We start from the raw sequence: 26,173 nt of genomic DNA, 5'->3' as shown, positions 1-26,173 counted from the left end.
CTCAGCGCCGGTAGACCGGGAAGCGCCGGCAGAGCTCGATGACCTGGCCGCGCACCCGCTCGATGACGGCCTCGTTGCCGAGGTCGTCGAGGATGTCGCACATCCAGCCCGCCAGCTCGCGCACCTCGGGCTCGCGCAGGCCGCGGGTGGTCACCGCCGGGGTGCCGACGCGGATGCCGCTGGTGACGAAGGGCTTCTGGGGGTCGTTGGGCACGGCGTTCTTGTTGACCGTGATGTGGGCCCGTCCCAGGGCCTCGTCGGCGGCCTTGCCGGTGATGCCCTTGTCGATGAAATCCACCAGGAAGAGGTGGTTGTCGGTGCCGCCGGAGACGATCTTGTAGCCGCGCCCGAGGAAGACCTCGGCCATGGCGCGGGCGTTGGCCACCACCTGCTCCTGGTAGGCGCGGAACTCGGGCGTCATCGCCTCCTTGAAGCAGACCGCCTTGGCGGCGATGACGTGCATCAGCGGCCCGCCCTGCAGCCCGGGGAAGACCATGGAGTTGAGCCGCTTCTCGATCTCCTCGTTGGCCTTGGCCAGGATCAGGCCGCCGCGCGGGCCGCGCAGGGTCTTGTGGGTGGTGGAGGTGGTGACGTCGGCGATGGGCACCGGGTTGGGGTAGAGCCCGGCGGCGACGAGCCCCGCCACGTGGGCCATGTCCACCATGAGGTAGGCGCCCACCTCGTCGGCGATCTCGCGGAAGCGATTCCAGTCCATGATCCGCGAGTAGGCGGAGAAGCCGGCGACGATCATCTTCGGCCGGTGTTCGCGGGCGAGCCGCGCCACCTGCTCGTAGTCCACCTCGCCGGTGGCGGGGTCGAGCCCGTACTGCACGGCACGGAAGACCTTGCCGGAGAAGTTGACGCGGGCGCCGTGGGTGAGGTGGCCGCCGTCGGCGAGGCTCATGCCGAGGATGGTGTCGCCGGGCTCGAGGAGCGCGAAGTAGACCGCGGCGTTGGCCTGGGAGCCCGAATGCGGCTGCACGTTGGCGTAGGCGGCGCCGAAGAGCTGCTTGGCGCGGTCGATGGCGAGCCGCTCGGCCACGTCCACGTGCTCGCAGCCGCCGTAGTAGCGCCGCCCGGGGTAGCCCTCGGCGTATTTGTTGGTGAGCACCGAGCCCTGGGCCTCGAGGACGCGCGGGCTGGCGTAGTTCTCGGAGGCGATGAGCTCGATGTGCTCCTCCTGGCGGCGCTCCTCGGCCTGGATCGCGGCCCAGAGCTCCTCGTCGAAATCGGCAATGCGCATGTCGTTGGTGAACATCGGCGACCCCTCGTCGAAGGACCGGGTGGGCGGGCCGGGGACCCGCCCCGGAAAGGGGCTAAAGGATACCCGAACCCTCTCCGGCCTGCACCGCGCCGGGGCCGGCACGCGGCCTGCGGAATAAGCGGGCCCGCCGGGCGTTGGCACGGTTGCAACCCCGTCACGAAGGAGACGCGACCATGCACCGCAAGATCCTCACCGCCGCCCTGCTCATGGGCGCCTCGGGCGTCGCCCTCGCGAGCCACTGCCCCCTCGACGCCAAGGCCATCGATCAGGCCCTCGCGAAGGGCACGGTGCCGGCGGGCCTCGCCGCCGAGGTCAAGGCCCTGCGCGACAAGGGGATGGAGCTCCACAACGCGGGCCAGCACCGCGAGTCCGAGCGCACCCTCGCCGAGGCCATGCGCAAGCTCCTCGCCGCCAGGTAGCACGTCCGGCGCCGGCGGGGCCGCCGCCGGCGCCTCAGCCGGGCTCGAGCAGACCGCGCACGACCTCGGTCCAGGCGCGGGCGAGGTTGCGGTGATCGTAGCCGCCCCCGCCGAGGGCGAGCAGCCGCCCTTGGCAGTGCCGGTCGGCGAGCCGCGCCAGGCGGGCGGCGACGTGGCGGTGCACCGCCGGGCTGTAGGCGAGGTGGGTGAGAGGGTCGCCGGCGATGCTGTCGGCCCCGCACTGCAGGATCACGAACTCGGGCCGCCCGGCATCCAGATAGGCCTCCACCCGCGGCCACGCCGCGAGGAAGGCCTCGTCGTCGGCCCCGGGCGGCAAGGGGACGTTGATCTTGGTGCCGCGCGCGGGCCCCCGCCCGTCCTCGCTCGCCGCCCCCGTGCCGGGGTAGAGGTAGCGGCCGTCCTCGTGGAAGTCGGCGAAGAGCAGGTCCGGGTCGTCGTCGTAGCTGTAGAAGACGCCGTCGCCGTGGTGGGCGTCGATGTCCACGTAGGCGATGCGGCGCAGCCCGTGCTGCGCGCGCAGCGTCTCGATGGCGACGCCGATGTCGTTGAAGACGCAGAAGCCGCCGGCCGTGGCGCGGCGGGCGTGGTGCAGCCCCGCGATGGGCACGAAGGCCCGCCGGCAGCGCCCCGCCATCAGCCGCTCGACGGCGTCGAGCACGGTGCCCACCACCGTCGCCGCGGCCTCGTAGACGCCGCGGTAGGCCGGGGTGTCGCCGTAGTCCAGGTAGCCCTGGCCGGTGCGGGACTGCTCCATGACCCGCGCCACGTAGGCCGGCGTGTGGAAGCGCTCGATGGCCTCGCGCGGGGCCGTCGCGGGCTCGCACACGGTGACCTCCCGATCGAGCCCCTCGGCCGTGAAGTGGGCCCAGAAGTCGGCGAGGCGCCGCGGATCGAAGGGGTGACCCTCGCCGAAGCCGTAGCGCCCCAGGGCCTCGCCGTAGTAGACGCAGACACCGCTCATGACGCGCCCTCCCTGCGGATCCCCGCGGCCTCGCCAGGAACCTACGCCGCCGCCGCCACCCGCGCAAGGGGGCGGCTTGCCGCGGCCGGCCCCGCCGCCCAGAATGGCCGCGCAGTCGCGATCGGGAGAGGCATGGCGTGAGCAAGATCGTTTCCGCCGAGGCCGCCATCGCCGCGATCCCGGACGGCGCCACCGTCGCCACCTCCGGCTTCGTCGGCATCGGCTTCCCCGAGGCCCTCGCCACGGCGCTGGAGCGGCGCTTCCTCGCGGAGGGGCACCCCCGCGACCTCACCCTGGTCTACGCCGCGGGCCAGGGCGACGGCGCCGGACGCGGCCTCAACCACCTCGCCCACGAGGGGCTGGTGGCGCGCGTCATCGGCGGCCACTGGGGCCTCGTCCCGCGGCTCGGCCGCCTCGCCGTGGAGGAGCGCATCGAGGCCTGGAACCTGCCCCAGGGGGTGATCGCCCATCTCTACCGCGAGATCGCCGCCGGCCGCCCGGGGCTCCTCACCCGCGTCGGGCTGCACACCTTCGTCGATCCGCGCGTCGACGGCGGGCGCATCAACCGGCGCACCGGCGGCGAGCTGGTGCGGCTGGTGGAGATGGACGGCGAGGAGTACCTCTTCTACAAGGCCTTCCCCATCCACGTGGCGCTGCTGCGCGGGACCACCGCGGACCCCCGCGGCAACGTCACCATGGAGCGCGAGGCCCTGCCGCTGGAGGGCCTCGCCATCGCCCAGGCGGTGCGCAACTGCGGCGGCACCGTGATCGTCCAGGTCGAGCGCGTCACCGAACGCCACCGGCTGCCGCCCCAGATGGTGCGCATCCCCGGCATCCTCGTCGATCACGTGGTGGTGGCCCCGCCCGAGGCCCACGGCCAGACCTTCGCCGAGGCCTACAACCCGGCCTACACCGGCGAGGTGACGGCGCCGCCCGACCGCATCCCGCCGCTGCCGCTGGACGCGCGCAAGGTGATCGGCCGCCGCGCGGCGCGGGCGCTGCGCGAAGGGGCGGTGGTCAATCTGGGCATCGGCATGCCCGAGGCGGTGGCCGCGGTGGCCCACGAGGCGGGGATCCTCCACCGCGTCACCCTCACCGTGGAGCCGGGCGGGATCGGCGGCGTGCCCGCGGGCGGGCTCAGCTTCGGCGCCGTGGCCAACGCCGAGGCCATCATCGACCAGCCCGCCCAGTTCGACTTCTACGACGGCGGCGGCCTCGACCAGGCCTTCCTCGGGCTCGCCGAGGTGGACGCCGAGGGCAACGTCAACGTCAGCCGCTTCGGCGACCGCCTCGCCGGCGCCGGCGGCTTCATCAACATCAGCCAGAACGCCCGCGAGCTCTTCTTCCTCGGCACCTTCACCTCCGGCGGGGCGCGCTTCCGCATCGGCGACGGGCGGCTCGTGATCGAGCGCGAGGGCCGGCACCGCAAGTTCGTCCAGCGCGTGGGCCACCTCACCTTCAGCGGCCGCTACGCCCGCAGCCGCGGCCAGCGGGTCACCTACATCACCGAGCGCGCCGTCTTCCGGCTCGACCCCGAGGGGCTGGTGCTGACGGAGATCGCGCCCGGGATCGATCTCGAGCGCGACGTCCTCGCCCGCATGGCCTTCCGCCCCCGAATCGCCGCCGAGCTGCGCACCATGGACCCGGCGCTCTTCACCGCCCCCTGAGGCCGGCGCGGCCTTGACAGGGGCGGACTCGGGGGCTATGTAGTTTCGTGTCGATACTAGATCCACGGGAGGAGTCCGCCATGAAAGCCGCAGCCCCCCTCGTCCTGCTCGCCGCCCTCGCCGTCCCCTCGGCCTTCGCCGCCGGCAACGCCCCCTACCCCGAGGGCGTCCGCGAGTGGATCCACGTCAAGTCCATGGTCATCCACGACCGCAGCCATCCCCTCTACGGCTACCACGACGTCTACGTGAACCCCCTCGGCTACGGGGCGCTGCGCGCCGGCACCCCCTACCCCGCCGGCAGCACCCTGGCGGTGGTGTTCTACGAGGCGGTCGCCGGCGAGGGCAGCTACAGCCAGGGCCGGCCGCTCAAGGTGGTGGTGATGCGCAAGGACCCGGCGCGCACCGACACCGGCGGCTGGGCCTTCGAGGCCTTCCGCGCCGGCAGCCGCGAGCCGCTGGTGGGCGACGCCGCGCGCGAGCAGTGCTTCGGCTGCCACACCCAGGTGCGCGAGCGCGACTACGTCTTCTCCACCTTCCGCGACAGCGGCGGCTGAATTGACCGCGGCCCGGTGCCGCGCCACCCTTGCGGCACCGGGGCCGCCCTCATGGACACCGAGCACAGGCTCTACGAACTGCTCGAGCGCATCGGCCGGCTGCTGCGGCCGGCGCCTCGCAGCGCCTCGGGGCCGCGGCTGCAGCCGGTGCATCTGGCCGCCCTCCACTACCTCGCCCGCGCCAACCGCTACAGCGACGGCCCGGCGGCGGTGGCCGAGTACCTGGGGCTGACCAAGGGCACGGTGTCGCAGTCGCTGCGGCTCCTGCGCCGCGAGGGGCTGATCGAGGCCGTCGCCGACGGCGCCGACGGGCGCCGCATCCACCTCCGCCCCACCCCGGCCGGCGAGCGGCTCCTCGCCGAGGCCCTGCCGCCGCCGCTCTGGCGCCGCGCCGCCGGCGCCCTCGCGCCCGAGGCCGCCGAGGCCCTCGCCGCGGGGCTGACCGAGCTCCTGCGCGCGCTGCAGCGGGCCCACGGCGGCCGCACCTTCGGCCTCTGCGCCGACTGCCGCCACCTGCGCGCCGACCCCGGCGGGGGGCATCGCTGCGGCCTCACCGGCGAGCCCCTGGCGGTGGAGGAGACGCGCCGCCTCTGCCGCGATCAGGAGCCCGCCGCCTGAACCGCGGCGCTCGTCGCCAGCACCTCCCCGGCGAAGGCCGCCCGCACCTCGTCGTAGACCGCCTCCGGCCGATCCTCGTAGCGGCGCGAGAAGTGGAAGGGCAGCAGCCGCGCCACCGCCGCGGCGGCCGCGATCTCGCCGCAGGCGCGGGCGGTGAGGTGACCGGTGGCCTCGGCCTGGGCGCGGTCGGCCTCGAGGAAGGCGGCCTCGCAGACCAGGGTGTGCGCGCCCTGCGCGAGCGCCACCAGCCGCGCCCGGTTCGACGCCGTGTCGGCGAGGTCGGTGGCATAGACGAGCCGCCGCGGCGGCCCCTCCAGCAGCAGCTCGCGCGCCAGCTCCCCGGCGCTGCGCACCCCGCCCCCCGGCAGCGCGATGACGGCCCCGCGCCGCCCCGCCAGCACCGCCTGCTTGAGCTCCGTCAGCCACGGCCCGGGCGCCAGGCCGCTCGCGGCGAGGCGGTCCCGGCGCACGTGCACCTCCCGCGCCGGCTCGAAGGCGTAGGCCAGCACCGGCGTGCCGTGATCCAGCACCGCCGCGCGCACGCGCAGACCCGCCTCCTCCAGAACCACGCCGTCGGGCCGCGGCGCCTCGCCGATGAGGCGCGGCCCGCCGCCCCCGGCGCGCAGGGCGAAGCGCCGCAGCCTCCCCTCCGCGAGCTCCAGGACCTCGAAGCGCGGGCCGCCCTCGCCGATGCGGTCCCACAGCACCGCGGCGAGCTGCGCCGCCACGTGTCCGGCCACCCCCGCCGGACCGTACAGGCGGCAGACCCCGGCCTCGCCCATGCGCGCCCGCAGCAGCCATAGAAGACCCGCGATGTGGTCGAGGTGGGCGTGGCTGACGAAGACGTCGGTGACCTGATGGGCGATCCGCGCCGGAAGGCGCGCCCCGTCGCCGAGGTCGAAGAGCAGGCTGCGCCGGCGGTGGCGCAGCCGCGCGTGCAGGAGGGGATCGCCGAAGACCCCGTTGACCAGCAGCGCATCCAGCGCCCCCACCCGGAACGCCGGGCCCGGCACCGCCGCCGACCGCCCCGGGCGCAGGTCCGGCGCCGCCGCCGCCACCGCCGCGGCGCGCGCCCGCGCCCGCGTGCGAAGCAGCCCGTCCGGTGCCCGCGCGGCGTCGCGGACGAGGGCGGTGGGGCTCGTGCGCCCCGCCACCCGCACACGCAGCCCCTCCGCATCCGCCGCCTCCACCTCGCCGAGCCCCACGGTGGCACCGTCGGCGAGGAAGCCGATCTGCAGCCCCCGCCACGCCGGGCCCAGGGGCGGCGGGGTGCCCACGGCGCGAAGCCCCGCCCACGGCAGGGTGCGCGCCGCCGCCCCCGCAAGCCAGCGCGCCCAGCGCGCCGTCCGGCGCCGCGCCCGCTCGGCGGGCGGCGCCCGGTGCGCCCCCGGCGGCGCCGCCACCCGCCACAGGGGCACCCCGAGGGCGTCCAGCTCCGCCCCGAGCCCGGCCGCCTCACCGACCCAGATCACGGCCGCGACCCCGAGCAGCCGCACCGCCGCGTCCAGGAGCTCCGCCGCGGCGACCCCCCGCACGAGGCCCGGCAGGTCCACCAGCAGGGGGCCCGCTTCCTCCGGCCGCAGGCTGCGCGCCGCCTCCGCCAGCGGCAGGCGGAAGCGCGCCGCATCCAGCGTGCAGAGGGCGGCGATGCGCTCGAGCCGCCAGCGCCCCGCGCTCCGGCGCGCCAGCGCCAGCGCGCCCGGCGGCCCGAAGGCCGGGTTGCCGGGGTCGAGCCCGAGGGCACGGGCGCCGCCCAGGGCGTCGGCGAGAGCCGCCACCAGGGTCGACTTGCCGCACCCCGGCGGCCCGCCGACGAGGACCGCCCCGCCGGCCGCCACCGCCGCCAGCCCCGCCGGATCCCACGGATGATCGCGCCCCGCCATCGGCCGCCTCCCCGGCGCAGCCTCGCACCGACCGCGCCCGCCGTCCACCGCGCTATCATCGCCCGCGATGCCGGCCAACCTCACCCCCGAGTACAAGCGCGCCGAGGAGGCCTACCGCCGCGCGCGCGGCCCGCGCGAGCGCCTGGAGGCGCTGCGCGAGATGCTCCGGACCATCCCCAAGCACAAGGGCACCGAGCACCTGCAGGCCGACATCAAGTCGCGCATCCGGGAGCTGACCGAGGAGCTGGAGGCCGGGCGCCGGGGCCCGCGGCGGGGCGGCCCGTCCTACTCCGTCCGCCCCGAGGGCGCGGCCCAGGTGGCCCTCCTCGGCCCGCCCAACGGCGGCAAGTCCACCCTGCACGCCCGCCTGACCGGCTCGCACGCCGAGGCCGGCCCCTTCCCCTTCACCACGCAGATGCCCCTGCCCGGGATGCTCCCCTTCGAGGACATCCACTTCCAGATCGTGGACCTGCCCCCGGTGGCCGCCGAACACACGCCGCCCTGGCTGCCCTCGGCCCTGCAGAACGCCGACGCCGCGCTGCTGGTGCTCGACCTCGCCGATCCCGAGGCGCCGGAGCAGGCCCAGGCGGTGGTGGCGCAACTGGCCGGGCGGCGCATCACCCTGAGCGGCCGCTGGCCGGGTCTGGACGGGGAGGAGGAGGCGGAGGAGGACGTCTTCCGCCTGCGCCTGCCGACCCTGCTCGTCGCCAACAAGGCCGACCGCAGCACCGATCCCGAGGCCGACGTCGCGGTGCTCGAGGAGCTCGCCGCCCTGCAGCTTCCGGCCCTTGCGGTCTCCGCCGAGCGCGGCGACGGCCTCGCCCGCATCGCCCCGTTCCTCTTCCGCGGCCTCGGGGTCGTGCGGGTCTACACCAAGGCCCCGGGGCGCGAGCCCGACCGCGACCACCCCTTCACCGTGCGCCGCGGCGACACCGTGCGCGACGTCGCCCGCCTCGTCCACAAGGAGCTCGCCGAGCGGCTGCGCTACGCCCGCATCTGGGGCAGCGCCCAGTTCGACGGGCAGCAGGTGGGCCCGGACCACCTCGTCGCCGACGGCGACGTGGTCGAGCTGCACGCGCGGTGAGGCCGGCCCCCCGCTCAGGCGCGGCCGACGTCGAGATCGTTGGGGGAGTGGAAGTACTCGCTCTCGCGCGCCAGCTCCTCGGTCAGGCGCAGCAGCTCCTGCAGGCGCCGCTCGCCCGTGCTCACCGGCGCGCAGTCCTCGCAGCGCGGATCGCCGCAGGGCTGGCGGGCGTAGAGCCAGTACTGGATCGCCCCCGCCAGCAGGCCGTCCGCGATGTCCCAGAGATCGGCGTCCTGGTCCGCCTCCGCCAGGCGGTTGCCCAGCTCCACGGCCTCACGCGCGGCCTCGTCGTAGGCGTCGACCTCTCGCTCCATGGAACGTCTCTCGGGGATGGGAAGCGTGGGCGGCGATTTTACCACCCCGGGACGGCCCTCACAGCGCCCCGTGGTGCTCACGAAGGCCCTGACCCGCAGCCCCCCGTGCCGCGGGATCTCGCGGATCCGCCTGCCGCGTTCCTGGCCGCCGCAGGGCGCGGCGCCGGTCCGCGGGGCTTACGCCCCCGGACCGGGACGCCGCGGCAAGCGCTCCCCTCGGCAGCGCCGGGTCACAGCTCGTAGGCGGCCCAGTTCTTGGTCTCGGAGACGTCGTAGGTCCCGTCGCCGTCGAAGTCCGCCTCCAGGAGGAAGGTGGCCTCGTCCGGGTTGGCCGTGAGCCGGGCCATGGTTCCGCCCTCGCCGGTGGCGGTCGCCACACCCTGGTACGGATAATCGGCCGTATCGCGGATCGTGAAATCGCTCACGGTTTCGAACTGGATCGAGCCTCCGAGGACGCTGTCGGCCACCTGGAAATCGAACCCGTATATGGTCTCACCTGGCACCAGCTCGATCTGGGCGTTGAGTGAAAGGAACTTCATCACCCGCCCGTTGACCGACAGCAGGACATCCTGTCCCTGCATGCCGGCCTTGGTGACGGTATCGCCGCTGCCCCATGCCGTATACGTGAGGTCGCCGTGCAGCACCGTCGTGTCGTCGCCGATGGAGAGCGTGAGGCTCTCGGCGGCAATGCCGGCCGACACGCTCCAGTCCGCGCCGATCCAGAGGTCACCGCTCGCCGACTTCACCTCGAGGCTCAGTGCGCCATCCAGGCGCAAGGGACCGGCCCGGCAGTCGTCGGCGGTGATGGACACGGCATCGCCGACAGACAGCTTGCCGCGATCGAGGACCGTCCCCTGCACCCTCATGCTGCCGCCGTCCTCGCAAGGCTCTGTGCCGTCCACCGTGGTGACGCCCGCCGCCGTGGCGCTTCCACCGGAGGCGCCCAGGATCGCCCTCGCCCGTGTCCAGATGCGCGGCAGGACATGAAGAAACGACGCCTGCACCCGCTGCGGCTCCGATGCAACGCCGGTGAGGACAAAGAGCTCCTCGGTTTCGCTGCCCAGCCAGCTGGCTGCGTTGATGCCCACGCGCGCGACCTCGTCGAGATTGTCGGGCGAAACGGCCACCGGCGCCGTCGGCCCGTCGTAGGAGATGCCCTGGCTGCCCGTGTCACTCCCAGACCCACCGCCGCCACAACCGGCGAGCAGCACGGCCGACCAGGTGATCGCGAGGAAGACCGTCCCTCTCATGGGCATGCCCCTCCCTTCTGCCCTCGGTGACCTTGCAGGATCGTATGGACGAAGCCGAGTCTCCGCTGCCGGCCGGGCCGGAAACGGCCGTAAGACATCACCTACATGGCTGGCGCCCGGCGGAGTGGCTGGCCGCACGGCACGGATACAGGCGGCCGGCTTGGGCACCGACGCCTCCCCGGCATGCGCCACGGCCGGCGGGCGGGGAAATCGTTCGCCGCGGCGGGGGCGGCATCGGTTGCGCCCGACCCCGCCCGGCGGCACGCACCTCAGCCGCGGAAGGGCGTCCGCGCGAGGGCGCCGCAGCAAACCGAAAGGGATGAGCGGGCGCCTGCGCGGCGGCCCGGCGTTCGCGAAGTGCCGGCGGACGATGTCAGGACGTCCGCCGGGTGGTCCTCATGCGCGGGCGGGACAGAAGCTGGCGGAGAGGGTGGGATTCGAACCCACGGTACCCGCGGAGGGTACAACGGATTTCGAGTCCGCCCCGTTCAACCACTCCGGCACCTCTCCGTTCTGAAACCTTCGCCGGCCCCGCAGGGCCCGGGCGTCCGCTCGGCCACCGGGGGCCTCGCGGCACGCCAACGGATTTCGCCCCTCGCTGCGCTCGGGGCCCAGCCCGTCGCTTCGCGCCGGGCGTTCGCCCCGCTGCGAAGCTCCACCGGAGCTTCGGTCGGGGCTCACCCGCCCCGTTCAACCACTCCGGCACCTCTCCGTTCTGAAACCTTCGCCGGCCCCGCAGGGCCCGGGCGTCCGCTCGGCCACCGGGGGCCTCGCGTAAGGCGCGGCAGTTTACCCCAGCCCCGCCCGCTTCGCCACCTCGCCTTGACACCGCGCGCGGCGCCTCTCTAGCATGGGCGCCCTTTCCCGCCAGGGGGGAGCGGCCGGTCCATGGACATCGAGGCCATCCGCAGCCTCGCCGCCGAGGACATGCGCGCGGTGGACGAGCTCATCCGCAAGCGGCTGAGCTCGGACGTGGCGCTCATCAACGAGCTCGGCCACTACATCATCGCCGGCGGCGGCAAGCGCCTGCGCCCGCTGGTGACGGTGATCGGCGCCCGCGCCCTCGGCTACGACGGCCCCTGGCACGTGCAGCTGGCGGCCATCATCGAGTTCATCCACACCGCGACGCTGCTCCACGACGACGTGGTGGACGCCTCGGAGCTGCGCCGCGGGCGCGAGACCGCCAACGCCCTCTGGGGCAACGAGGCGAGCGTCCTCGTGGGCGACTTCCTCTACTCGCGCTCCTTCGAGATGATGGTCGAGATCAACAACATGCGGGTGATGGAGATCCTCGCCCACGCCACCAACACCATCGCCGAGGGCGAGGTGCTGCAGCTGCTCAACTGCCACGATCCCGACACCACCGAGGAGCGCTACCTGGAGGTGGTGCGCCGCAAGACGGCGAAGCTGTTCGAGGCCGCGGCCCAGCTCGGGGCGGTGCTCGCCGGCGGCTCCCCGGAGCAGGAGCAGGCCATGGCCCGCTACGGCCTCGAGCTCGGCGTCGCCTTCCAGCTCGTGGACGACGCCCTCGACTACGGCGCCTCGGGCGAGGACATCGGCAAGAACGTCGGCGACGACCTCGCCGAGGGCAAGCCCACCCTGCCGCTGATCCACGTCCTGCGCACCGGCACGCCGTCGCAGGTGGCGCTGGTGCGCGAGGCCATCGAGCAGGGCGGGCGTGAGCGCATCGACGAGGTGCTGGCGGCCATTGAAGCCACGGGGGCGATCGCATACACTGCGCAGCGCGCGCGGGAGCAGGCCCAGGCGGCGATCGCCGCCCTCGAGGCCATCGACGACTCGCCCTACCGGCAGGCGCTGGCCGGGATCGTCGAGTTCGCCGTCAGCCGCACGTACTGAACCACGGGGTGTAGCTCAGCCTGGTAGAGCACCGCCTTCGGGAGGCGGGGGCCGGAGGTTCGAATCCTCTCACCCCGACCAGCACACAGGCCCGTCCGGGGGTTGGGCACGGCCCGGCCCCCTTTTCCTTTGCCCCCTCGGGGCGGCCGCCTCAGGCGTCGGCGGCGATGCGCCCGTGTAGGCGCACGATGAGCTCGGCCTCGCCGCGGCTGAGGCCGCACTGGGCCATGAGCTCCTCGACGCCGGCGCCGCCCCGTGCCGCAAGGCGCACCGCCTGGGCGTAGACGCCGTCGCCGGGCTCCCGGGTGCGGAGCATCTCCTGGGCCTCGGCGAGCTCCTCGATGCGCGCCTCCAGGGCGAGCACGCGGTCGCCGAGGGCGGCCAGCGTCGCGCACACGGCGGCAAGGTCGCGCCGCGCCGCCGCCGCGGCACGGGCCTCCCCGGCGAGGCGGCGCTCCAGCCGCAGCGCCTGCACCCACGCCCCGAGGGCGGCGGCCAGCGCCACCGCCGCCGCACCGCCCGTGATCCACTCCCACGCCGTCATGCGTACTCGTCCACCTGATGCTCGTCCCCGTCGTCCTCGGGGGGTCTGCGCCGCGGCGCCTCCTCGCGCCGCGGCGGCGGGCGCCGCCCGCGCTCCCGCTCGCCCGGGGGCACCGGCCGCCCCGGCGGGACGGGGAAGGCCGGCGGCAGCTCGTCGATCCCGGCCATCGCGCACCTCCCGACGCCGGCAGGCGCCGGATCTCCGACGCACGGCGCCTTCACAGGGCAGTGCAGCAAGAATCGTGCCGATCAGGGCGCGGCCTCGCCGTGGCGCAGCTCGATGTCGGGCAGGTGGCGGCCCTCGCCGCTGGCGAGCACCACGATGACCACCCGGCGGTTGCGGGCGCGGCCCTCCTCGGTGTCGTTGGCGGCCACCGGGCGGTACTCGCCGTAGCCGATGGCGGCCATGCGCTCGGGGGCGACGCCGGCGCGGGCGAAGAGGTGGACGACGCTCGCCGCGCGGGCGGCCGACAGCTCCCAGTTGGAGGGGAAGAGGTCGTTGCGGATGGGCACGTCGTCGGTGTGGCCCTCGACGTGGATGGGGTTGGGGTGGGGGCGCAGGATCGCGGCCACGCGCTCGAGCACGGCCTCGGCCTGGGGGGCGAGGCGGGCGCTGCCGCTGGGGAAGAGCACCTTGTTGCGGATCTCCACCTCGAGCCAGAAGTCGCCCTTGCGCACGGTGACGAGATCCTGGTCGATGAGGGGGGCGAGGGTGCGGCGCATCTCCTCGGCCATGCGCGCCACCTCGGCGCCGGCCCGGCCGAGGTCGAGGCCGGCACGCGCGGCCGGCGGCGGCACCGGAAGCTCCACCCCGCTGCGCACGTCCTCGGGCACGGGCGCCTTCCCCCGCAGCGGCTCGCCCACCTGGATCGGGGCGGTCGCCCGCGGCGTGGCCTGGAAGATCGCCGCCAGGGCGTCGGAGAGGACGCGGTACTTGCCCTCGTTGACCGAGGAGACGGCGTACATCACGACGAAGAAGGCGAAGAGCAGGGTGATGAAGTCGGCGTAGGAGACGAGCCAGCGTTCCAGGTTCTCGTGCTCCTCGCGGCGTCTGCGGCGGCGGGCCATGGCGTCCCCCGGGGTCAGGCCAGGAAGCCCTGGAGCCGGGCCTCGATGTTGCGCGGGTTCTCCCCCTCGGCGATGGCGACAATCCCCTCGATGATCATCTCGCGGTGGCGTGCCTCCTCGCCGATGAGGGCCTTGAGCTTGTTGGCCATGGGCAGCAGCAGGAGGTTGGCCGCCCCGACGCCGTAGATGGTGGCGACGAAGGCGGTGGCGATGCCCTCGCCGAGCCGCGAGGGGTCGGCGAGGTTCTGCATGACGTGGATCAGGCCCATGACCGCGCCGATGATGCCGATGGTGGGGCTGTAGCCGCCGGCGGCCTCGAACACGCGCGCCGCCTGCAGGTCGCGCTGCTCGCGGGCCTCCAGCTCCACCTCGAGGGCGGCGCGGATGGCCTCGGGCTCGGCGCCGTCCACGAGCAGCTGCAGGCCCTTGCGCACGAAGGGGTCGGCCTCCGCCTCGGCCGCGCCCTCGAGCCCCAGGAGCCCGTCGCGCCGCGCGACCTGGCTCCAGCCGACGATGCGCTCGATGGTCTCGCCGCCGTCGCGGCGCGGCGGCACGAGCACCCAGCCGGCAAGGCCCAGCGCGCGTACGAACACGGGCAGCGGCGTCTGCAGCAGGATCGCCCCGGTGGTGCCGCCGATGACGATGACGAAGGCGGTCAGCTGCAGCAGCGAGCCGGTGTGCCCGCCCTCGAGGAGGTTGCCGCCGACGATGGCCACCAGCGCCAGGAGGACGCCGATGAGGCTGAGGACATCCATGGCTCAGCCCAGCAGGCGGCGGATGCGCTCCTGCAGGAGCGCGGCGGTGAAGGGCTTGACCAGGTAGCCGTCGACGCCGGCCTCGGCCGCCTTGAGGACCTGCTCGCGGCTCGCCTCGGGGCTCACCATGAGGATGCGGATGCCGGCGAGGGCTGGGTCGCGCCGCAGCGCCTGCACCAGCTCGGGACCGCCGGTCTCGGGCAGGTGGTAGTCCACGATGAGGAGATCGAAGGGCTCGGCCTGCAGCGCCGCGAGGGCCTCCTCGGCGCTCTCCGCCTCGCCCACCCGGGCGCAGCCGAGCTCGCCCAGCAGGCCCGCGAGGATGCGGCGCATGGCCCCTTGCGCATCGGCGATGAGGATGCGGGCCTCGGCCGGCTCGGGCATCGGCCTCAGCCCCCGCCGGGGACGGTCGCCGTCACCCGCGCGCCTCCCCCATCCACTCGCGCACCCGCGCCCGCAGCCGCAGCATGGCCTTGCCGTGGATCTGGCAGACCCGCGACTCGGTCACCCCCAGCACCGCCCCGATCTCGCGCAGGTTGAGCTCCTCGTCGTAGTAGAGGGCGAGGACGAGCTGCTCGCGCTCGCTGAGCTCCCCGATCGCCCGCGCCACCGCCTGGCGCAGGTCCTCGGCCTCCACCGCGGCCAGCGGGTCGGCGCCCGGATCCTCGCCGCCGATGAGCTCGCCGCCCTCGCCCGCCACCTCCTCGAAGCTGAAGAGCCGCCCGCTGCTCGCGTCCTGGAGGATGCGGTGGTACTCGTCGAGGCCGATGCCCAGCACCGCGGCCACCTCCTCGTCGCGGGCCTCGCGCCCCTCGCGGCGCTCGATCTCCTGGATCGCCTCGGCCACCATCCGCGATTTGCGGTGGACCGAACGGGGGACCCAGTCGTGGCGGCGCACCTCGTCGAGCATGGCACCGCGGATGCGGATCCCGGCGTAGGTCTCGAAGCTCGCCCCGTGCGAGGGGTCGAAGTTGCGCGCCGCCTCCAGCAACCCCACCACCCCCGCCTGGAGGAGGTCCTCGAGCTGCACCGTCGGCGGCAGCCGGTGCATGAGGTGATGGGCGATGCGCTTGACCAGCGGGGCGTGGCGCTCGACGAGGGCCGCACGGTCCTGCTCCGCGAGCGCCTCGTAGCCCGCCGCACCGATCACGGCAGCCCCGCCTCCTCGCCCTGCAGCGCCACCAGCCGCTCGAAGAAGAACTGCAGCCGCCCGTCGGCGTCGCGGCGCAGCGGCCACGCGAGGACCTGGCGGGCGAGCTGGCGGAAGGCCTCCGCCGCCCGCGACGAGGGGAAGGCCTCCACCACCGCGCGCTGCTGCTGCACCGCCCGGCGCACGTAGGGGTCCTCCGGGATGACGCCGGCGTGGTCGAGGGTGACGTCGAGGAAGCGGTCGGTGACGCGGCGGATCTTGTCGAACAGGGCCCGCCCCTCGGCGGCCCCGGGGACGAGGTTGGAGACGACGTGGAAGCGGTCGAGGCCGTAGTCGCGGCTGAGCAGCTTGATGAGGGCGTAGGCGTCGGTGATGGAGGTGGGCTCGTCGCAGACCACCACCAGCACCTCCTGGGCGGCGCGGCTGAAGGAGACGACGGTGTCGGAGATACCCGCCGCGGTGTCCACCACGAGCACGTCCACCTCGTCCTCGAGCTCGCTGAAGGCGCGGATGAGCCCGGCGTGCTCGGCGGGGGTGAGCTCGGCCATGCGCTGGGTGCCCGAGGAAGCGGGCACGATGCCGATCCCGCCCGGCCCCCGGAGGATGATCTCGCGCAGGCCGCACTCGCCGCTGACCACGTGCGAGAGGTTGCGCCGCGCCTGCAGCCCGAGGAGGACGTCGACGTTGGCGAGGCCGAGGTCGGCGTCGAACAGCAGCACCCGCTGCCCCGCCTCGGCCAGGGCCACGGCGAGGTTGACCGAGACGTTGGTCTTGCCGACCCCGCCCTTGCCGCTGGTCACGGCGATGGTCCGTACCGCTCCGCCCGTCATCCTCCGCAGCCCCGCCGCCTGGTCCTCGCGCGCCACCTCAGCACGCCCCGCCGGCCAGCACCGGCCCCAGCCCCGCCGCCAGCACCTCCTCGTCCACCTCGCCGCCGTGGCGCTGGCCCATCGCCATGGCGAGGCTGACGAGGTTGTGGGCGCGGGCGAGCTGGAGATCCTCCGGCACGCGCTGGCCGTTGCCCACATAGGCTACCGGAAGTCGATGCTCGATGACCACGGAAAGGACGTCGCCGAGCCGCCCGGCCTCGTCCACCTTGGTGACCATGCAGCCGGCCGGGGCCGCGCCGCGGAAGGCCCGCACCACCTCCTCGAGCCCCTGCCGCTGGGTGGTGGCGGAGAGCACGAGGTAGCTGCGCACGGCCGCCCCCCCCGCGGCGAGCAGCGCCAGCTGCTCCGAGAGGCGCACGTCGCGCTGGCTCATGCCGGCGGTGTCCACCAGCACCAGGTGCCGGTCCGAGAGGGCGGCGATCGCCTCGCGCAGGGACTCGGCGTCCTCGGCCACGCGCAGGGGGACGTCGAGGATACGGGCGAAGGTGCGAAGCTGCTCCTGGGCGCCGATGCGGTAGCTGTCGGTGGTGACCAGCGCCACCGAGCGGCGGCCGTGACGAAGCGCGCAGCGGGCGGCGAGCTTGGCCACCATGGTGGTCTTGCCGACCCCGGTGGCCCCCACCAGCGCCACCACCCCGCCCTCGGCCACCGGCTCGGCCGCCGCCATCGGCAGGGCGTGGGCGAGCAGCCCGAGGGCGGCCCGCCAGGCTCGCTCCGCGTCCTCCTGGGCGGCGGCCTCGGCGGCGATGCGCCGCGCGAGCCGCGGCGCAAGCCCGAGCTCGGTCAGCCGCCCGAGGAGCGCCACCTCCTGCGGGCGCGTGCGCTTGAGCTCGCCCCAGGCGAGCCGCGCGAGCTGCCCCTCCACGAGGCCGCGCAGGCGGTGGAGCTCGCGCTGCACCTCCTCGAGCCCGGCCGCCGCGGTCTCCCCCGCCGCCGGCCGGGCCGCGGCGGCCTCCGTGGCGGGCGCGTCCCGACGCGGCGCGGGCCCCGCGGGCGGGAGGTCGGCGCCGGGCGTGGCGGTCTCCGCGGCAAGGGCGGCGGCCTCGGGCGCCGCACCCGCCTCGTCCGCCGCCGCCAGCAGCGCCGCCTCGTCGTAGTCCACCGCGGCCACGATCTCCACCCCCTCGGGACCGCGGCGGTTGGACAGGATCACCGCGTCCGGGCCCAGCGTCTCGCGCACGAGGCGGATCGCGGTGCGGATGTCCGGGGCCGCAAAGCGCTTGATTCGCATGGCCTCTTCCTCCTCTCCTCAGGCCTCAGCCGGCGGCGATCTGCTGCTGGCCGACGGTGGCGACGACCCGGATCTGCTTGCCGTCGGGCAGCTCGTTGTAGGCGAGCACGTGCAGCCCGGGGATGGACGGGCGCAGGAAGCGCGACAGCCAGGCCCGCACCGCCCCGCCCACCACCAGCACCGGCGGCTGCCCCGAGGCCTCGATGCGGGCCGCGGCCTCGCTCACCCCGCGGTGGATCTGCTCGGCGAGGCCGGGCTCGAGGCCCGCCCCGCCGCCGGCGCCGGCCACCTGCAGGGACTGCTGCACCAGCTGCTCGAGGGCGGGGTCCAGGGTCGCCACCCGCAGCTCCGCGGCGCCGCCGACGATGCCCTGGACGATGGCCCGCCCGAGGGCGACCCGCACCGCCCCCGTGAGGGCGTCCGGGTCCTGGGTGCGCGGGCCGTGCTCGGCGAGGGTCTCGCAGATGGTGCGGATGTCGCGGATGGGCACCCCCTCGACGAGCAGGTTCTGCAGCACCCGCAGCACGGTGGCCATGGAGAGGGTGCGCGGCACCAGCTCCTCCACCAGCTTGGGGGCCTTGCGCCCGAGGACCTCCAGCAGGTGCTGCACCTCCTCGAAGCCCAGCAGCTCGTGGGCGTGGGTGCGCAGCACCTGGCTGAGGTGGGTGGCGATGACGGTGGCGGCGTCCACCACCGTGTAGCCCAGGGTCTGGGCGTGCTCGCGCTGCGCGGGCTCGATCCACACCGCATCGAGGCCGAAGGCCGGGTCCTTGGTGGCGAGGCCCTGTAGGCGCCCGTGGGCCTGACCCGGGTTGATGGCGAGCTCGCGGTCCGGGTGGACCTCGGCCTCGCCCACGGGGACGCCGTTGAGGGTGATGCGGTAGGCGTTGGGGGAGAGATCCAGGTTGTCGCGGATGTGCACCGCCGGCACCAGGAAGCCGAGCTCCTGGGTGAGCTTCTTGCGCACGCCCTTGATGCGCGGCATGAGCTGCCCGCCCTGGGTGCGGTCCACCAGCGGGATCAGGCGGTAGCCCACCTCGAGGCCGATGGGATCCACCGGCTGGACGTCGTCCCAGGTGAGCTCGGGCTCGCGCGGATGCGGCGGCGCCTCCGGCTCGGCCTCCTCCACCACCTCGGCCCGGGCCCGCCGCGTCATCCACCAGGCGGCGCCGCCCGCCACCGCGGCCAGGGTCAGGAACGGCAGGTTGGGCATCCCCGGGATCGTCCCCAGCACGCCCACGATGCCGGCCGTGACCCCGAGCACGCGCGGGCTCGAGAAGACCTGCCGCAGCACCTCCGAGCCGAGGTCCTGGGCGGCCGAGACCCGGGTGACCATGATCGCCGCCGCGGTGGAGAGGAGCAGCGACGGGATCTGCGCCACCAGGCCGTCGCCGATGGTGAGCAGGGTGTAGTTGCGGAAGGCCTCGCCCAGGGGCAGGCCGTGCTGGGCGGTGCCGACGGCGACGCCGCCGAGGATGTTGATGAAGAGGATGAGGATGCCGGCGATGGCGTCGCCGCGCACGAACTTGCTGGCACCGTCCATGGCCCCGTAGAAGTCCGCCTCGCGGGCGATCTCCTCGCGCCGGGCGCGGGCCTCGTCCTGGGTGATGAGCCCGGCGTTGAGGTCGGCGTCGATGGCCATCTGCTTGCCGGGCATGGCATCGAGGGTGAAGCGGGCGCTCACTTCCGAGACCCGCCCGGCGCCGCGGGTGACGACCACGAAGTTGATGATGACGAGGATGACGAAGACCACCAGCCCCACGGTGTAGCTGCCGCCGACCACGAACTGGCCGAAGGCCTCGATCACCCGCCCGGCGGCATCCGACCCCGTGTGCCCGCGCAGCAGCACCACCCGCGTCGAGGCCACGTTGAGCGCGAGCCGCAGCAGCGTCGCCATCAGCAGCACCGTGGGGAAGACGGCGAAGTCCAGGGGACGCTGGGCGTAGACCGCGGCGAGCAGCACCACCAGCGACAGCGAGATGTTGAAGGTGAAGAAGGCGTCGAGGGCGAGCGGCGGCAGCGGCAGCACCACCATGGCCATGATCATGACCAGCAGCAGCGGGGCGCCGAGGCCGTAGCGGGTCAGGCTGCGCACGGAGAGGACGGCGGCGGAGGTGGCCATGGCTCAGTGTCTCCTTGCGGCGCGGGCTGCGCCCGGCCGGGTCAGCTCGTCCGGAACCTCGAGCCCCTGCGGCCGCGCCGGGGCCTCGCGCCCCTCGCGGCGGGCGGCGTCCACCTGGTAGACCCAGGCCAGCACCTGGGCCACGGCGACGTAGAGCGCCGCCGGGATCTCCTGCCCCACCTCGGTGCTGTAGTAGAGGGCGCGCGCGAGGGGCGGCGCCTCGAACTGCGGCACCCCGGCGCGGGCGGCGACACCGCGGATCTGGGCGGCGACGAGATCGGTCCCCTTGGCCACCACCTGCGGCGCCCGCATCCGCTCCGGGCGGTAGCGCAGGGCGACGGCGAAGTGGGTGGGGTTGGTGACCACGACGTCGGCCTTGGGCACCTCCGCCATCATGCGGCGACGGGCGATCTCGCGCTGGCGCTCGCGCTGCCTGGCGCGCACCTCGGGCTTGCCCTCGGTCTCCTTGAGCTCGTCGCGCACCTCCTGGCGGGTCATGCGCAGCTGCCGGGTGTGGTCCCAGAGCTGGAACGGGACGTCGACGGCGGCGATGAGCAGGGTCGAGGCGGCAAGCCCGAGGAAGGCCCAGGCGAGCAGCGCCGCGGCGTCCGCCACCGCCTGCCCCGCCTCCTGCTGGCCGAGGCCGAGCAGCGCCGGCCCGAGCCGCCACAGCAGCACCACCGCCACGGTGGCGATCACGGCGAACTTGGCCAGGGCCTTGACGAGCTCGATCAGCCCGCGCAGCGAGAACACCCGCCGCAGGCCCCGCACCGGATCGATGCGCTCCCACTTCGGCATCAGGGTCTCGGTGCTGAAGACCCAGCCGCCGAGCACCAGGGGCGCCGCCACCGCGGCCGCCACCAGCAGGGCCAGCAGCGGCGCCAGGGCGAGCGCCGCCTCCGTGACCGCGCGCGCGAGCAGGCGGACCGGGGCGGCGGGGTCCAGCACGTCGGCCGCCTCCAGGCGCAGCCCCCGCACCAGCAGCGCCTCCATCCCCCCGGCAAGATGCGGCCCCGTGAGCAGCAGCCCGCCCGCCCCCGCGAGGAGCAGGAACAGGGTGCCGAGCTCGCGCGAGCGGGGGACCTGGCCCTTCTCTCGCGCCTCGCGCAGGCGCTTCGGCGTCGGTCGTTCGGTTCTTTCCTGGGCGTCTTCCTGGGCCACGGCTCAGCCTCCGCCGAGGAGCGTGCGCGCAAGCCCGAGCCCCGCCGCGAGGAGCCGCTCCAGCTGCGGCAGCAGCCCCGGCAGCGAGACCCAGATCACCACGAACCCGAGCAGCATCGAGAGCGGGAAGCCGACGGCGAAGATGTTGAGCTGGGGCGCCGCCCGGGTGATGACGCCGAAGGCGAGGTTGAGCAGCAGCAGCGCCGTCAGCACCGGCAGGGCGATGAGCACCGCGCCGGCGAAGAGCTCGCCGCCCCAGGCGGCCACCGCCCAGAGATCGGCCCGCCCCAGCCCCTCCGCCGCCACCGGCAGGGTGCGGAAGCTGCCGGCGACGATGTCGATGAGGATCAGGTGGCCGTTGACGGAGACGAAGACCAGGGTCGCAAGCACCACCAGGAACTGGCTCAGCACCGGGACCTGGACCCCGTTCTGCGGATCGACGCTGGAGGCGAAGCCGAGCCCCATGGTGTTGGCGAGCACCTGCCCGGCGGTGGCGATGGCGGCGAAGACCAGGCGCAGGGCGAAGCCCGTGGCGAGGCCGATCAGCAGCTGCTGCACCCCCACCAGCAGGCCCGCCACGCTCGCCGGGGCCACCGCCGGCGGCGCCGGCAGCACCGGCGCCACCGCCGCGGTGAGCGCCAGCGCCGTCACCAGCCGCACCCGCACGGGCACCCCGGCGGCGCCGAACACCGGCGCCACCATCACCATGGCGGCGACGCGCACGAAGGGCCAGAACCAGCGCGCCACCTCGGCGGCGAGGACGTCGGCGTTCCACGGCACCACCACCTCAGCCCCCCACGAGCTGCGGGACCGCCTCCATGAGCTCCCGCGTGAAGTCCACGATCAGGCCCAGCATCCACGGGCCCGCCGCCATGAGCACCAGGGCCACCACGATCAGCTTGGGGACGAAGCTCAGGGTCAGCTCGTTGATCTGGGTCGCCGCCTGCAGCATGCCCACCACCACGCCCACGAGCAGGGCGGCAAGCAGCATCGGCGCCGCCAGCAGCACCATCACCTCCAGCGCCCGCTGGCCGATGTCGATGACCTCGTCCGGACCCACCCCTCAGCCTCCCGTCACGCCGAAGCTCGCCGCCAGCGTCGCCATCACCAGCGACCAGCCGTCGACGAGGACGAAGAGCATGATCTTGAACGGCAGCGAGACCAGCATCGGCGACAGCATCATCATGCCCATGGACATCAGCACGCTCGCCACCACGAGGTCGATGACGAGGAAGGGGACGAAGAGCAGGAAGCCGATCTGGAAGGCGGTCTTGAGCTCGCTGGTGACGAAGGCGGGCACCAGCAGCGAGAACGGCACCTCCTCGCGCGAGGCCGGCGGCTCCCGCCCGGAGAGCCGCACGAACAAGGCGAGGGCGTCGTCGCGGGTCTGGCGCAGCATGAACGCGCGCATCGGCCCGGCGGCGCGGCGCAGGGCCTCCTCGGCCGGGATCTCGTCGGCGAGGTAGGGGGCGAGGGCCTCGGTGCGCACCCGCTCCAGCACCGGCGCCATCACGAACAGGGTCAGGAACAGGGCCAGCCCCACCAGGATCTGGTTCGAAGGCGTCTGCAACGTGCCGAGGGCCTGGCGCAGCACGGCGAGGACGATGATGATGCGGGTGAAGGCGGTCATCATGAGCAGCGCCGCCGGCAGCAGCGTCAGCGCCGTCATGAGGAACAGGATCTGGATCGAGAGGGTGTAGGTCTGCCCGCCGCCGGGCCCGTCCACGGTGAGCGCGGGGATCCCGGGCTGCGCCGAGGCGAGGGCGGGCGCGAGCAGAAGCAGCACCGCGGCCAGGCGCCCCCGTCTCATCGCCCCGCCTCCCGCGCCCCCAGGGCCTCGCGCAGGCGCGCGGCGAAGCCGCCGGGGGCGGCCGGTGCCGGCGCCGCCACCGGCTCGGCCAGGGTGTGCAGCCGCTGGATCCGCCCCGGGGCGACCCCGATCAGGATCTGCTCGCCGCCCACTTCCACCAGCAGGAGCCGCTCCCGCGCCCCCACCGGCAGCGCCGCCACCACCCGCAGCACGCCGCCGCCGCCGAGGCCGACGCGGCCGAGGCGGCGAAGCCCCCAGGCGGTGGCCGCGATCACCAGCACCACCAGCACCAGCCCCGCCAGGATGCGCGCAAGCTGCTGCGGCGCCAGGGGGTCGGCCGCCTCCGCCGCCGTCGCGGGCAGCGGCAGGGCCAGCAGCACGAGGATCCTCGCGCGCACCACGCCCCCCTCAGCGCAGCCGCTGGATCCGCTCGCTGGGGCTGACCACGTCGGTGAGGCGGATCCCGAACTTGTCGTTGACCACCACCACCTCCCCGTGCGCCACCAGGGTGCCGTTGACCAGCACGTCCAGGGGCTCGCCCGCGAGCCGGTCCAGCTCCACCACCGAGCCCTGGTTGAGCTGCAGCAGGTTGCGGATGCTCATGCGGGTGCGCCCGATCTCCACCGTGAGGTCCACGGGGATGTCGAGGATGAGGTCGAGGTCGAGCTCGCGCCCGCCCTCCTGCGGCCCCGCCGCAAGCTCCTCCATGGGCGCCGGCTCCGGCGCCGCCCCGTTGCCGGTCTTCTGCTCGTCGCTCATGCCCCACCTCCCCCGGCAGCGCGGGGCCGGCGCACCACGCGCTCGATGCGCACGGCGTTGGCGCCCTCGTGGCTGCCGAAGCGTCCGAGAAACATCGGGATCCCCTCCACGTGCAGCGTCACCAGCTCCGGCGGGTCGAGGGGGATGACGTCGCCGGGCTTCATGGCGAGGACGTCGCGCAGGGCGATCTCGGTCTGCGCCAGCACCCCCACGAGCTCCACCCGCGCCGCCTTGGTCTGCTCGCGCAGGGCCTCGGCCCAGCCCTCGTCCACCTCGATGCGGTCGCTCTGCACGCCGCTGTCGAGGTGCTCGCGCACCGGCTCCAGCATGGCGTAGGGGAAGGTCACGTGGAGGGCGCCGCCGCCCCCGCCCTCGAGCTCCACCCGGAAGGCGCTCACCACCACCACCTCGGCGGGGATGGCGATGTTCGCAAGATGCGGGTTGATCTCCGTGCCCGCCAGCGTCACCCGCAGCGGAAGCACCGGCTCCCAGGCCCGCGCCAGGTCGGCGAGCGCGGCGTCCACCAGGCGCTGGATCACGCGCCGCTCCGTGGCCGTGAACTCCCGCCCCTCGATGCGCGGCCCGAAGCGGCCGCCGCCGCCGAAGAAGTGGTCCACCACCACGTAGACCAGCTTCGGATCGAGCACCAGCATCGCCGTGCCGTGCAGGGGCTGGATCTCGAGCAGGTTGATGCTGCTCGGCACGTAGAGGCTGTGCGCGTACTCGCCGAACTTGAGGGTCTGCACCGGCTCGGCCTTGACCTCCACCGGGCGGCGCAGCAGCGCCGAGAGGCTGCCGCGCAGGTGCCGCGCCAGCCGCTCGTTGACCACGTCGAGCCCCGGCAGGCGGCCGCGCACGATGCGGTCCTGGCTGGTGAAGTCGTAGGGGCGGACCTCGCCCTCCGCCGGCGGTGTGCCCTCGCCGGCCGGCACCTCGCCCTCGCTCACCCCGGCGAGGAGGGCGTCGATCTCTTCCTGGGAGAGGAGGTCGTTGACCGACATGGCGCTACTGGGTGACGAAGCTGGTGAAGTAGACCCGCTCGATGCCGGGGCTGCCCGTCTCCTCCTGGAGGATGCGCTGGATCTCGGCCAGCACCGCCTGGCGCAGCTTCTGCTTGCCCTCGATGGTGCCCAGGGCCTCGATGTCCTGGCTCGAGAAGAGCAGCAGCAGCGCGTCGCGGATCGCCGGCATGTGCTTCTTGACGTCGTCGAAGACCTTCTCGTCGCGGGCCATCACCTCGATGGTCACCTGCAGGAAGCGGTTGCTGTTGCTGCCGCCCACGTTGACCACGAAGGGGGGGTCGAGGGGCATGTAGAAGGCCTGCTTGGGCGCCGGCGCCTCGGGCGCGCTCTCGGCCTGCGCCGGGGGCTCCGGCGGCGCCTCGCCGCGCGTCAGGAACCAGACGCCCCCGCCCGCGGCGGCGGCCGCCACCACCACCGCCCCGAGGATCAGGAAGAGGGTCTTGCGCCCCCCCTTCTTCCCCTTCTTCTTTCCGCCCTCCTCGTCGCTGGAGAGCTCGAGCTCGTCCTCGTCGGCCATCGTTCGCACCTCCGTCCTGCCCAAAGGGATAGCAAGCCCCGTGCCATCACGGCGCCTTCCCATTTAGCCCCGAAGACTCAGGAGGTTGCAAACGCGGCGCGGGCGGATGCGCCGGCCCGCCGACGCACCAGCGGGCGAGCGCGTCGGGAAGCCGGCGCGCGGGTCAGGCGTAGGCGTCGAGGAGGCCGTCGCCGCGGCGGACGGGTGCGGCGGCGTCGGCGGGGGCGTCCGGCTCGGCCCAGGCGGATCCGGCACCGGCGCCGTCACGGGCGTGGCCGCCGCCGTCCTGGCCGGGCCCCTGGTGCTGCACCCCCATGTGGGCGAGCGCCATGCCCTGCGCGGCGAGCAGGTCGCGCAGGCGCGGCAGGGCCGCCTGGAGGGCGTCCGCCGCCGCCCCCTGCTGGACGTGGAACTGGACCTGGACCTGGTCGTTGTGCACCGAGACCCGCACCTCGAGCTGGCCGAGGTGGGGCGGGTCGAGCTGGATGCGCGCCGCGCCGTGCCCGCCGCGGGCCAGCCACTGGACCCGCTCGGCGAGCGCGTCGGCGAACTCCGGCCGCGCCGGATCGCGCGGCGCGGCGGCGGCCTCCGGGGCGGCGGGCTGGCCGTCCCGCGGCGGCGCGGAGGCAGGCGGTGCCGCGGCGACGGCCTCGTCGCGGCCGCCCCTCGCCCCCCCGGCCGCCACCGGGGCCGCCTCCGGGGCCCCCGCCGCGGCCATGACCGCAGCGGCCCGTGCCGTGGCCTCGCCGCCGCCGGTCTCGCCCGCAGCCGACGGCGTCGGCAGCGCCGCCTCCGCGGGCCGCGGCCGCGCCCGCGCCGCCGCCCCCGCGGCCTCCTCCGCCGCCGGCGCCGCGCCGCCGGCGGCGGGCGCATCCGGCACCACCGGCAGCGCCGGGGGCGGCACCGGCGCATCCGACGCCCCGCCCGCATCGTCACGGTCCTCGGCGGCCTGCACCGCGCCCGCCTCCCCGTCCGCCGGAACCGCCGGGACCGCGCCCGCCACCGCGGGCCGCCCGGCGGTCGCCGGCCGCGCCGCCGCCTCGGGCGGCAAGGCCTTGCCGTCCGCCGCCGCCTGCGGCGCGGCCGCAAGCGGCGGCGCCTCGCCCGCAAGCAGGGCCATGCCGGCCTCCAGCAGGCGCGTGAAATCCACCGCCGGCGCGGCCTGCGCGGGCGAGGCCGCGGGCTGCGCCGGCACCGCACCCGGGGCCAGGATGGGCATCAGCTGTTCCATGGGGGCGTCCTCCGCCTCGTCC

28 protein-coding genes, 2 tRNA genes and 1 pseudogene are annotated in these 26,173 nt (G+C 74.7%); 7 read left to right on the top strand and 24 right to left on the bottom strand.

Annotated features, from left to right (window positions below):
* Position 1: 1 nt before the first annotated feature.
* Positions 2-1,258, bottom strand: coding sequence for a serine hydroxymethyltransferase (gene glyA / locus EDC57_RS04335; RefSeq protein ID WP_123400574.1), 1,257 nt, complete (start codon positions 1,256-1,258; stop codon positions 2-4).
* Positions 1,259-1,437: 179 nt separating this feature from the next.
* Between glyA and EDC57_RS04330 the strand changes: the two genes are divergently transcribed.
* Positions 1,438-1,683: a hypothetical protein gene (locus tag EDC57_RS04330; protein ID WP_123400572.1), complete on the top strand. Its 246-nt coding sequence runs from the start codon at positions 1,438-1,440 to the stop codon at positions 1,681-1,683.
* Between the two features lie 34 nt (positions 1,684-1,717).
* On the opposite strand, the gene EDC57_RS04325 is transcribed toward EDC57_RS04330, so the two are convergent.
* Positions 1,718-2,665 (bottom strand): acetoin utilization protein AcuC, encoded by a 948-nt coding sequence (locus tag EDC57_RS04325; protein WP_123400570.1) that lies wholly within the window; start codon positions 2,663-2,665, stop codon positions 1,718-1,720.
* 137 nt (positions 2,666-2,802) lie between these two features.
* Between EDC57_RS04325 and EDC57_RS04320 the strand changes: the two genes are divergently transcribed.
* From EDC57_RS04320 to EDC57_RS04310, 3 genes are all read left to right on the top strand, one after another.
* Entirely contained in the window at positions 2,803-4,332 is a 1,530-nt protein-coding gene (locus tag EDC57_RS04320) for an acyl CoA:acetate/3-ketoacid CoA transferase (protein WP_123400568.1), read from the top strand.
* A gap of 80 nt (positions 4,333-4,412) precedes the next feature.
* Positions 4,413-4,886, top strand: a complete 474-nt coding sequence (locus tag EDC57_RS04315; protein ID WP_123400566.1) for a cytochrome P460 family protein — start codon at positions 4,413-4,415, stop codon at positions 4,884-4,886.
* 51 nt (positions 4,887-4,937) lie between these two features.
* A complete protein-coding gene (locus EDC57_RS04310) occupies positions 4,938-5,504 on the top strand; it encodes a MarR family winged helix-turn-helix transcriptional regulator (RefSeq protein WP_123400564.1) in 567 nt (188 codons plus the stop codon).
* Here the strand turns inward: EDC57_RS04310 and EDC57_RS04305 are convergent.
* The gene (locus EDC57_RS04305) at positions 5,486-7,387 is read right to left on the bottom strand and encodes an MBL fold metallo-hydrolase (protein ID WP_123400562.1); all 1,902 of its coding nucleotides are present in this window, start codon (positions 7,385-7,387) and stop codon (positions 5,486-5,488) included. The genes EDC57_RS04310 and EDC57_RS04305 overlap by 19 nt on opposite strands.
* A gap of 67 nt (positions 7,388-7,454) precedes the next feature.
* Here EDC57_RS04305 and EDC57_RS04300 point away from each other — a divergent pair, with 67 nt between their 5' ends.
* Positions 7,455-8,471 (top strand): TGS domain-containing protein, encoded by a 1,017-nt coding sequence (locus EDC57_RS04300; RefSeq protein ID WP_123400561.1) that lies wholly within the window; start codon positions 7,455-7,457, stop codon positions 8,469-8,471.
* Positions 8,472-8,485: 14 nt separating this feature from the next.
* Here EDC57_RS04300 and EDC57_RS04295 read toward each other — a convergent pair whose 3' ends face one another.
* From EDC57_RS04295 to EDC57_RS04285, 3 genes are all read right to left on the bottom strand, one after another.
* Positions 8,486-8,785, bottom strand: a complete 300-nt coding sequence (locus EDC57_RS04295; protein ID WP_123400559.1) for a protein kinase family protein — start codon at positions 8,783-8,785, stop codon at positions 8,486-8,488.
* A 230-nt stretch (positions 8,786-9,015) separates the two neighbouring features.
* On the bottom strand, positions 9,016-10,035 hold the full coding sequence (locus EDC57_RS04290; RefSeq protein ID WP_148051428.1) for a hypothetical protein: 1,020 nt from the start codon (positions 10,033-10,035) through the stop codon (positions 9,016-9,018).
* Positions 10,036-10,454: 419 nt separating this feature from the next.
* Positions 10,455-10,545 (bottom strand) — tRNA-Ser (locus tag EDC57_RS04285).
* 378 nt (positions 10,546-10,923) lie between these two features.
* Here EDC57_RS04285 and ispB point away from each other — a divergent pair.
* Together ispB and EDC57_RS04275 are read left to right on the top strand one after the other, a co-directional pair.
* Positions 10,924-11,892 carry an octaprenyl diphosphate synthase gene (gene ispB / locus EDC57_RS04280; protein WP_123400555.1) on the top strand — a complete coding sequence of 323 codons (969 nt, stop codon included), beginning with the start codon at positions 10,924-10,926 and terminating at the stop codon, positions 11,890-11,892.
* Positions 11,893-11,896: 4 nt separating this feature from the next.
* Positions 11,897-11,973, top strand: a tRNA-Pro gene (locus EDC57_RS04275).
* Between the two features lie 70 nt (positions 11,974-12,043).
* Here the strand turns inward: EDC57_RS04275 and EDC57_RS04270 are convergent.
* The 18 genes and pseudogenes from EDC57_RS04270 to EDC57_RS04190 form a co-directional block, all read right to left on the bottom strand.
* Positions 12,044-12,436: a DUF2802 domain-containing protein gene (locus EDC57_RS04270; protein WP_123400554.1), complete on the bottom strand. Its 393-nt coding sequence runs from the start codon at positions 12,434-12,436 to the stop codon at positions 12,044-12,046.
* Positions 12,433-12,603: a hypothetical protein gene (locus tag EDC57_RS12750; protein ID WP_170165028.1), complete on the bottom strand. Its 171-nt coding sequence runs from the start codon at positions 12,601-12,603 to the stop codon at positions 12,433-12,435. The genes EDC57_RS04270 and EDC57_RS12750 overlap by 4 nt, the downstream gene beginning before the upstream one ends.
* 81 nt (positions 12,604-12,684) lie before the next feature.
* Positions 12,685-13,503 (bottom strand): flagellar motor protein MotD, encoded by an 819-nt coding sequence (gene motD / locus EDC57_RS04265; protein WP_123400552.1) that lies wholly within the window; start codon positions 13,501-13,503, stop codon positions 12,685-12,687.
* Between the two features lie 14 nt (positions 13,504-13,517).
* On the bottom strand, positions 13,518-14,258 hold the full coding sequence (locus EDC57_RS04260) for a flagellar motor protein (protein WP_123400550.1): 741 nt from the start codon (positions 14,256-14,258) through the stop codon (positions 13,518-13,520).
* Positions 14,259-14,261: 3 nt separating this feature from the next.
* Complete coding sequence (locus EDC57_RS04255; RefSeq protein WP_123400547.1) at positions 14,262-14,642, bottom strand: response regulator; 381 nt, start codon at positions 14,640-14,642, stop codon at positions 14,262-14,264.
* Positions 14,643-14,673: 31 nt separating this feature from the next.
* Positions 14,674-15,408 carry an RNA polymerase sigma factor FliA gene (locus EDC57_RS04250; protein ID WP_123400545.1) on the bottom strand — a complete coding sequence of 245 codons (735 nt, stop codon included), beginning with the start codon at positions 15,406-15,408 and terminating at the stop codon, positions 14,674-14,676.
* Entirely contained in the window at positions 15,405-16,238 is an 834-nt protein-coding gene (locus EDC57_RS04245; RefSeq protein ID WP_123400917.1) for a MinD/ParA family protein, read from the bottom strand. Before EDC57_RS04245 ends, EDC57_RS04250 begins: the two co-directional genes overlap by 4 nt.
* Before the next feature lie 37 nt (positions 16,239-16,275).
* The gene (flhF, locus tag EDC57_RS04240; protein ID WP_123400543.1) at positions 16,276-17,529 is read right to left on the bottom strand and encodes a flagellar biosynthesis GTPase FlhF; all 1,254 of its coding nucleotides are present in this window, start codon (positions 17,527-17,529) and stop codon (positions 16,276-16,278) included.
* A gap of 25 nt (positions 17,530-17,554) precedes the next feature.
* Positions 17,555-19,651: a flagellar biosynthesis protein FlhA gene (flhA, locus tag EDC57_RS04235; RefSeq protein WP_123400541.1), complete on the bottom strand. Its 2,097-nt coding sequence runs from the start codon at positions 19,649-19,651 to the stop codon at positions 17,555-17,557.
* Positions 19,652-19,654: 3 nt separating this feature from the next.
* Complete coding sequence (flhB, locus tag EDC57_RS04230; RefSeq protein WP_123400539.1) at positions 19,655-20,812, bottom strand: flagellar biosynthesis protein FlhB; 1,158 nt, start codon at positions 20,810-20,812, stop codon at positions 19,655-19,657.
* Positions 20,813-20,815: 3 nt separating this feature from the next.
* Entirely contained in the window at positions 20,816-21,598 is a 783-nt protein-coding gene (gene fliR, locus EDC57_RS04225) for a flagellar biosynthetic protein FliR (RefSeq protein WP_245995118.1), read from the bottom strand.
* A 1-nt stretch (position 21,599) separates the two neighbouring features.
* Complete coding sequence (gene fliQ / locus EDC57_RS04220) at positions 21,600-21,872, bottom strand: flagellar biosynthesis protein FliQ (RefSeq protein WP_123400537.1); 273 nt, start codon at positions 21,870-21,872, stop codon at positions 21,600-21,602.
* Between the two features lie 3 nt (positions 21,873-21,875).
* Positions 21,876-22,622 (bottom strand): flagellar type III secretion system pore protein FliP, encoded by a 747-nt coding sequence (gene fliP / locus EDC57_RS04215; RefSeq protein ID WP_123400535.1) that lies wholly within the window; start codon positions 22,620-22,622, stop codon positions 21,876-21,878.
* A complete protein-coding gene (gene fliO, locus EDC57_RS04210; protein WP_211331872.1) occupies positions 22,619-23,020 on the bottom strand; it encodes a flagellar biosynthetic protein FliO in 402 nt (133 codons plus the stop codon). The genes fliP and fliO overlap by 4 nt, the downstream gene beginning before the upstream one ends.
* A gap of 10 nt (positions 23,021-23,030) precedes the next feature.
* A pseudogene (gene fliN, locus EDC57_RS04205) lies at positions 23,031-23,282 on the bottom strand (flagellar motor switch protein FliN); the annotation flags it as partial.
* Positions 23,283-23,377: 95 nt separating this feature from the next.
* Complete coding sequence (fliM, locus tag EDC57_RS04200) at positions 23,378-24,382, bottom strand: flagellar motor switch protein FliM (protein ID WP_123400530.1); 1,005 nt, start codon at positions 24,380-24,382, stop codon at positions 23,378-23,380.
* Positions 24,383-24,386: 4 nt separating this feature from the next.
* Positions 24,387-24,920 carry a flagellar basal body-associated FliL family protein gene (locus tag EDC57_RS04195; RefSeq protein ID WP_170165027.1) on the bottom strand — a complete coding sequence of 178 codons (534 nt, stop codon included), beginning with the start codon at positions 24,918-24,920 and terminating at the stop codon, positions 24,387-24,389.
* Positions 24,921-25,083: 163 nt separating this feature from the next.
* Entirely contained in the window at positions 25,084-26,151 is a 1,068-nt protein-coding gene (locus EDC57_RS04190; protein WP_123400525.1) for a flagellar hook-length control protein FliK, read from the bottom strand.
* Between the last annotated feature and the right edge of the window lie 22 nt (positions 26,152-26,173).

It is taken from the genome of Inmirania thermothiophila (assembly GCF_003751635.1).
GTDB classification, from domain to species: Bacteria; Pseudomonadota; Gammaproteobacteria; order DSM-100275; family DSM-100275; genus Inmirania; species Inmirania thermothiophila.
The sequence above is the reverse complement of the archived record's forward strand: the minus strand, read 5'-3'. Positions and strand labels throughout refer to the sequence as shown.

Bases quoted from the DNA above. Each gene is read 5' to 3' on its own strand.
- ispB (WP_123400555.1), top strand. From the start codon at position 10,924: ATGGACATCGAGGCCATCCGCAGCCTCGCCGCCGAGGACATGCGCGCG.
- EDC57_RS04325 (WP_123400570.1), bottom strand. From the start codon at position 2,665: ATGAGCGGTGTCTGCGTCTACTACGGCGAGGCCCTGGGGCGCTACGGC.
- EDC57_RS12750 (WP_170165028.1), bottom strand. From the start codon at position 12,603: ATGGCCGGGATCGACGAGCTGCCGCCGGCCTTCCCCGTCCCGCCGGGG.
- EDC57_RS04245 (WP_123400917.1), bottom strand. From the start codon at position 16,238: ATGACGGGCGGAGCGGTACGGACCATCGCCGTGACCAGCGGCAAGGGC.
- motD (WP_123400552.1), bottom strand. From the start codon at position 13,503: ATGGCCCGCCGCCGCAGACGCCGCGAGGAGCACGAGAACCTGGAACGC.
- EDC57_RS04270 (WP_123400554.1), bottom strand. From the start codon at position 12,436: ATGACGGCGTGGGAGTGGATCACGGGCGGTGCGGCGGCGGTGGCGCTG.
- EDC57_RS04255 (WP_123400547.1), bottom strand. From the start codon at position 14,642: ATGCCCGAGCCGGCCGAGGCCCGCATCCTCATCGCCGATGCGCAAGGG.
- EDC57_RS04330 (WP_123400572.1), top strand. From the start codon at position 1,438: ATGCACCGCAAGATCCTCACCGCCGCCCTGCTCATGGGCGCCTCGGGC.
- EDC57_RS04310 (WP_123400564.1), top strand. From the start codon at position 4,938: ATGGACACCGAGCACAGGCTCTACGAACTGCTCGAGCGCATCGGCCGG.
- EDC57_RS04260 (WP_123400550.1), bottom strand. From the start codon at position 14,258: ATGGATGTCCTCAGCCTCATCGGCGTCCTCCTGGCGCTGGTGGCCATC.
- EDC57_RS04305 (WP_123400562.1), bottom strand. From the start codon at position 7,387: ATGGCGGGGCGCGATCATCCGTGGGATCCGGCGGGGCTGGCGGCGGTG.
- EDC57_RS04315 (WP_123400566.1), top strand. From the start codon at position 4,413: ATGAAAGCCGCAGCCCCCCTCGTCCTGCTCGCCGCCCTCGCCGTCCCC.
- EDC57_RS04190 (WP_123400525.1), bottom strand. From the start codon at position 26,151: ATGGAACAGCTGATGCCCATCCTGGCCCCGGGTGCGGTGCCGGCGCAG.
- EDC57_RS04290 (WP_148051428.1), bottom strand. From the start codon at position 10,035: ATGAGAGGGACGGTCTTCCTCGCGATCACCTGGTCGGCCGTGCTGCTC.
- EDC57_RS04295 (WP_123400559.1), bottom strand. From the start codon at position 8,785: ATGGAGCGAGAGGTCGACGCCTACGACGAGGCCGCGCGTGAGGCCGTG.
- flhA (WP_123400541.1), bottom strand. From the start codon at position 19,651: ATGGCCACCTCCGCCGCCGTCCTCTCCGTGCGCAGCCTGACCCGCTAC.
- EDC57_RS04195 (WP_170165027.1), bottom strand. From the start codon at position 24,920: ATGGCCGACGAGGACGAGCTCGAGCTCTCCAGCGACGAGGAGGGCGGA.
- EDC57_RS04300 (WP_123400561.1), top strand. From the start codon at position 7,455: ATGCCGGCCAACCTCACCCCCGAGTACAAGCGCGCCGAGGAGGCCTAC.
- glyA (WP_123400574.1), bottom strand. From the start codon at position 1,258: ATGTTCACCAACGACATGCGCATTGCCGATTTCGACGAGGAGCTCTGG.
- flhF (WP_123400543.1), bottom strand. From the start codon at position 17,529: ATGCGAATCAAGCGCTTTGCGGCCCCGGACATCCGCACCGCGATCCGC.
- fliP (WP_123400535.1), bottom strand. From the start codon at position 22,622: ATGAGACGGGGGCGCCTGGCCGCGGTGCTGCTTCTGCTCGCGCCCGCC.
- fliM (WP_123400530.1), bottom strand. From the start codon at position 24,382: ATGTCGGTCAACGACCTCCTCTCCCAGGAAGAGATCGACGCCCTCCTC.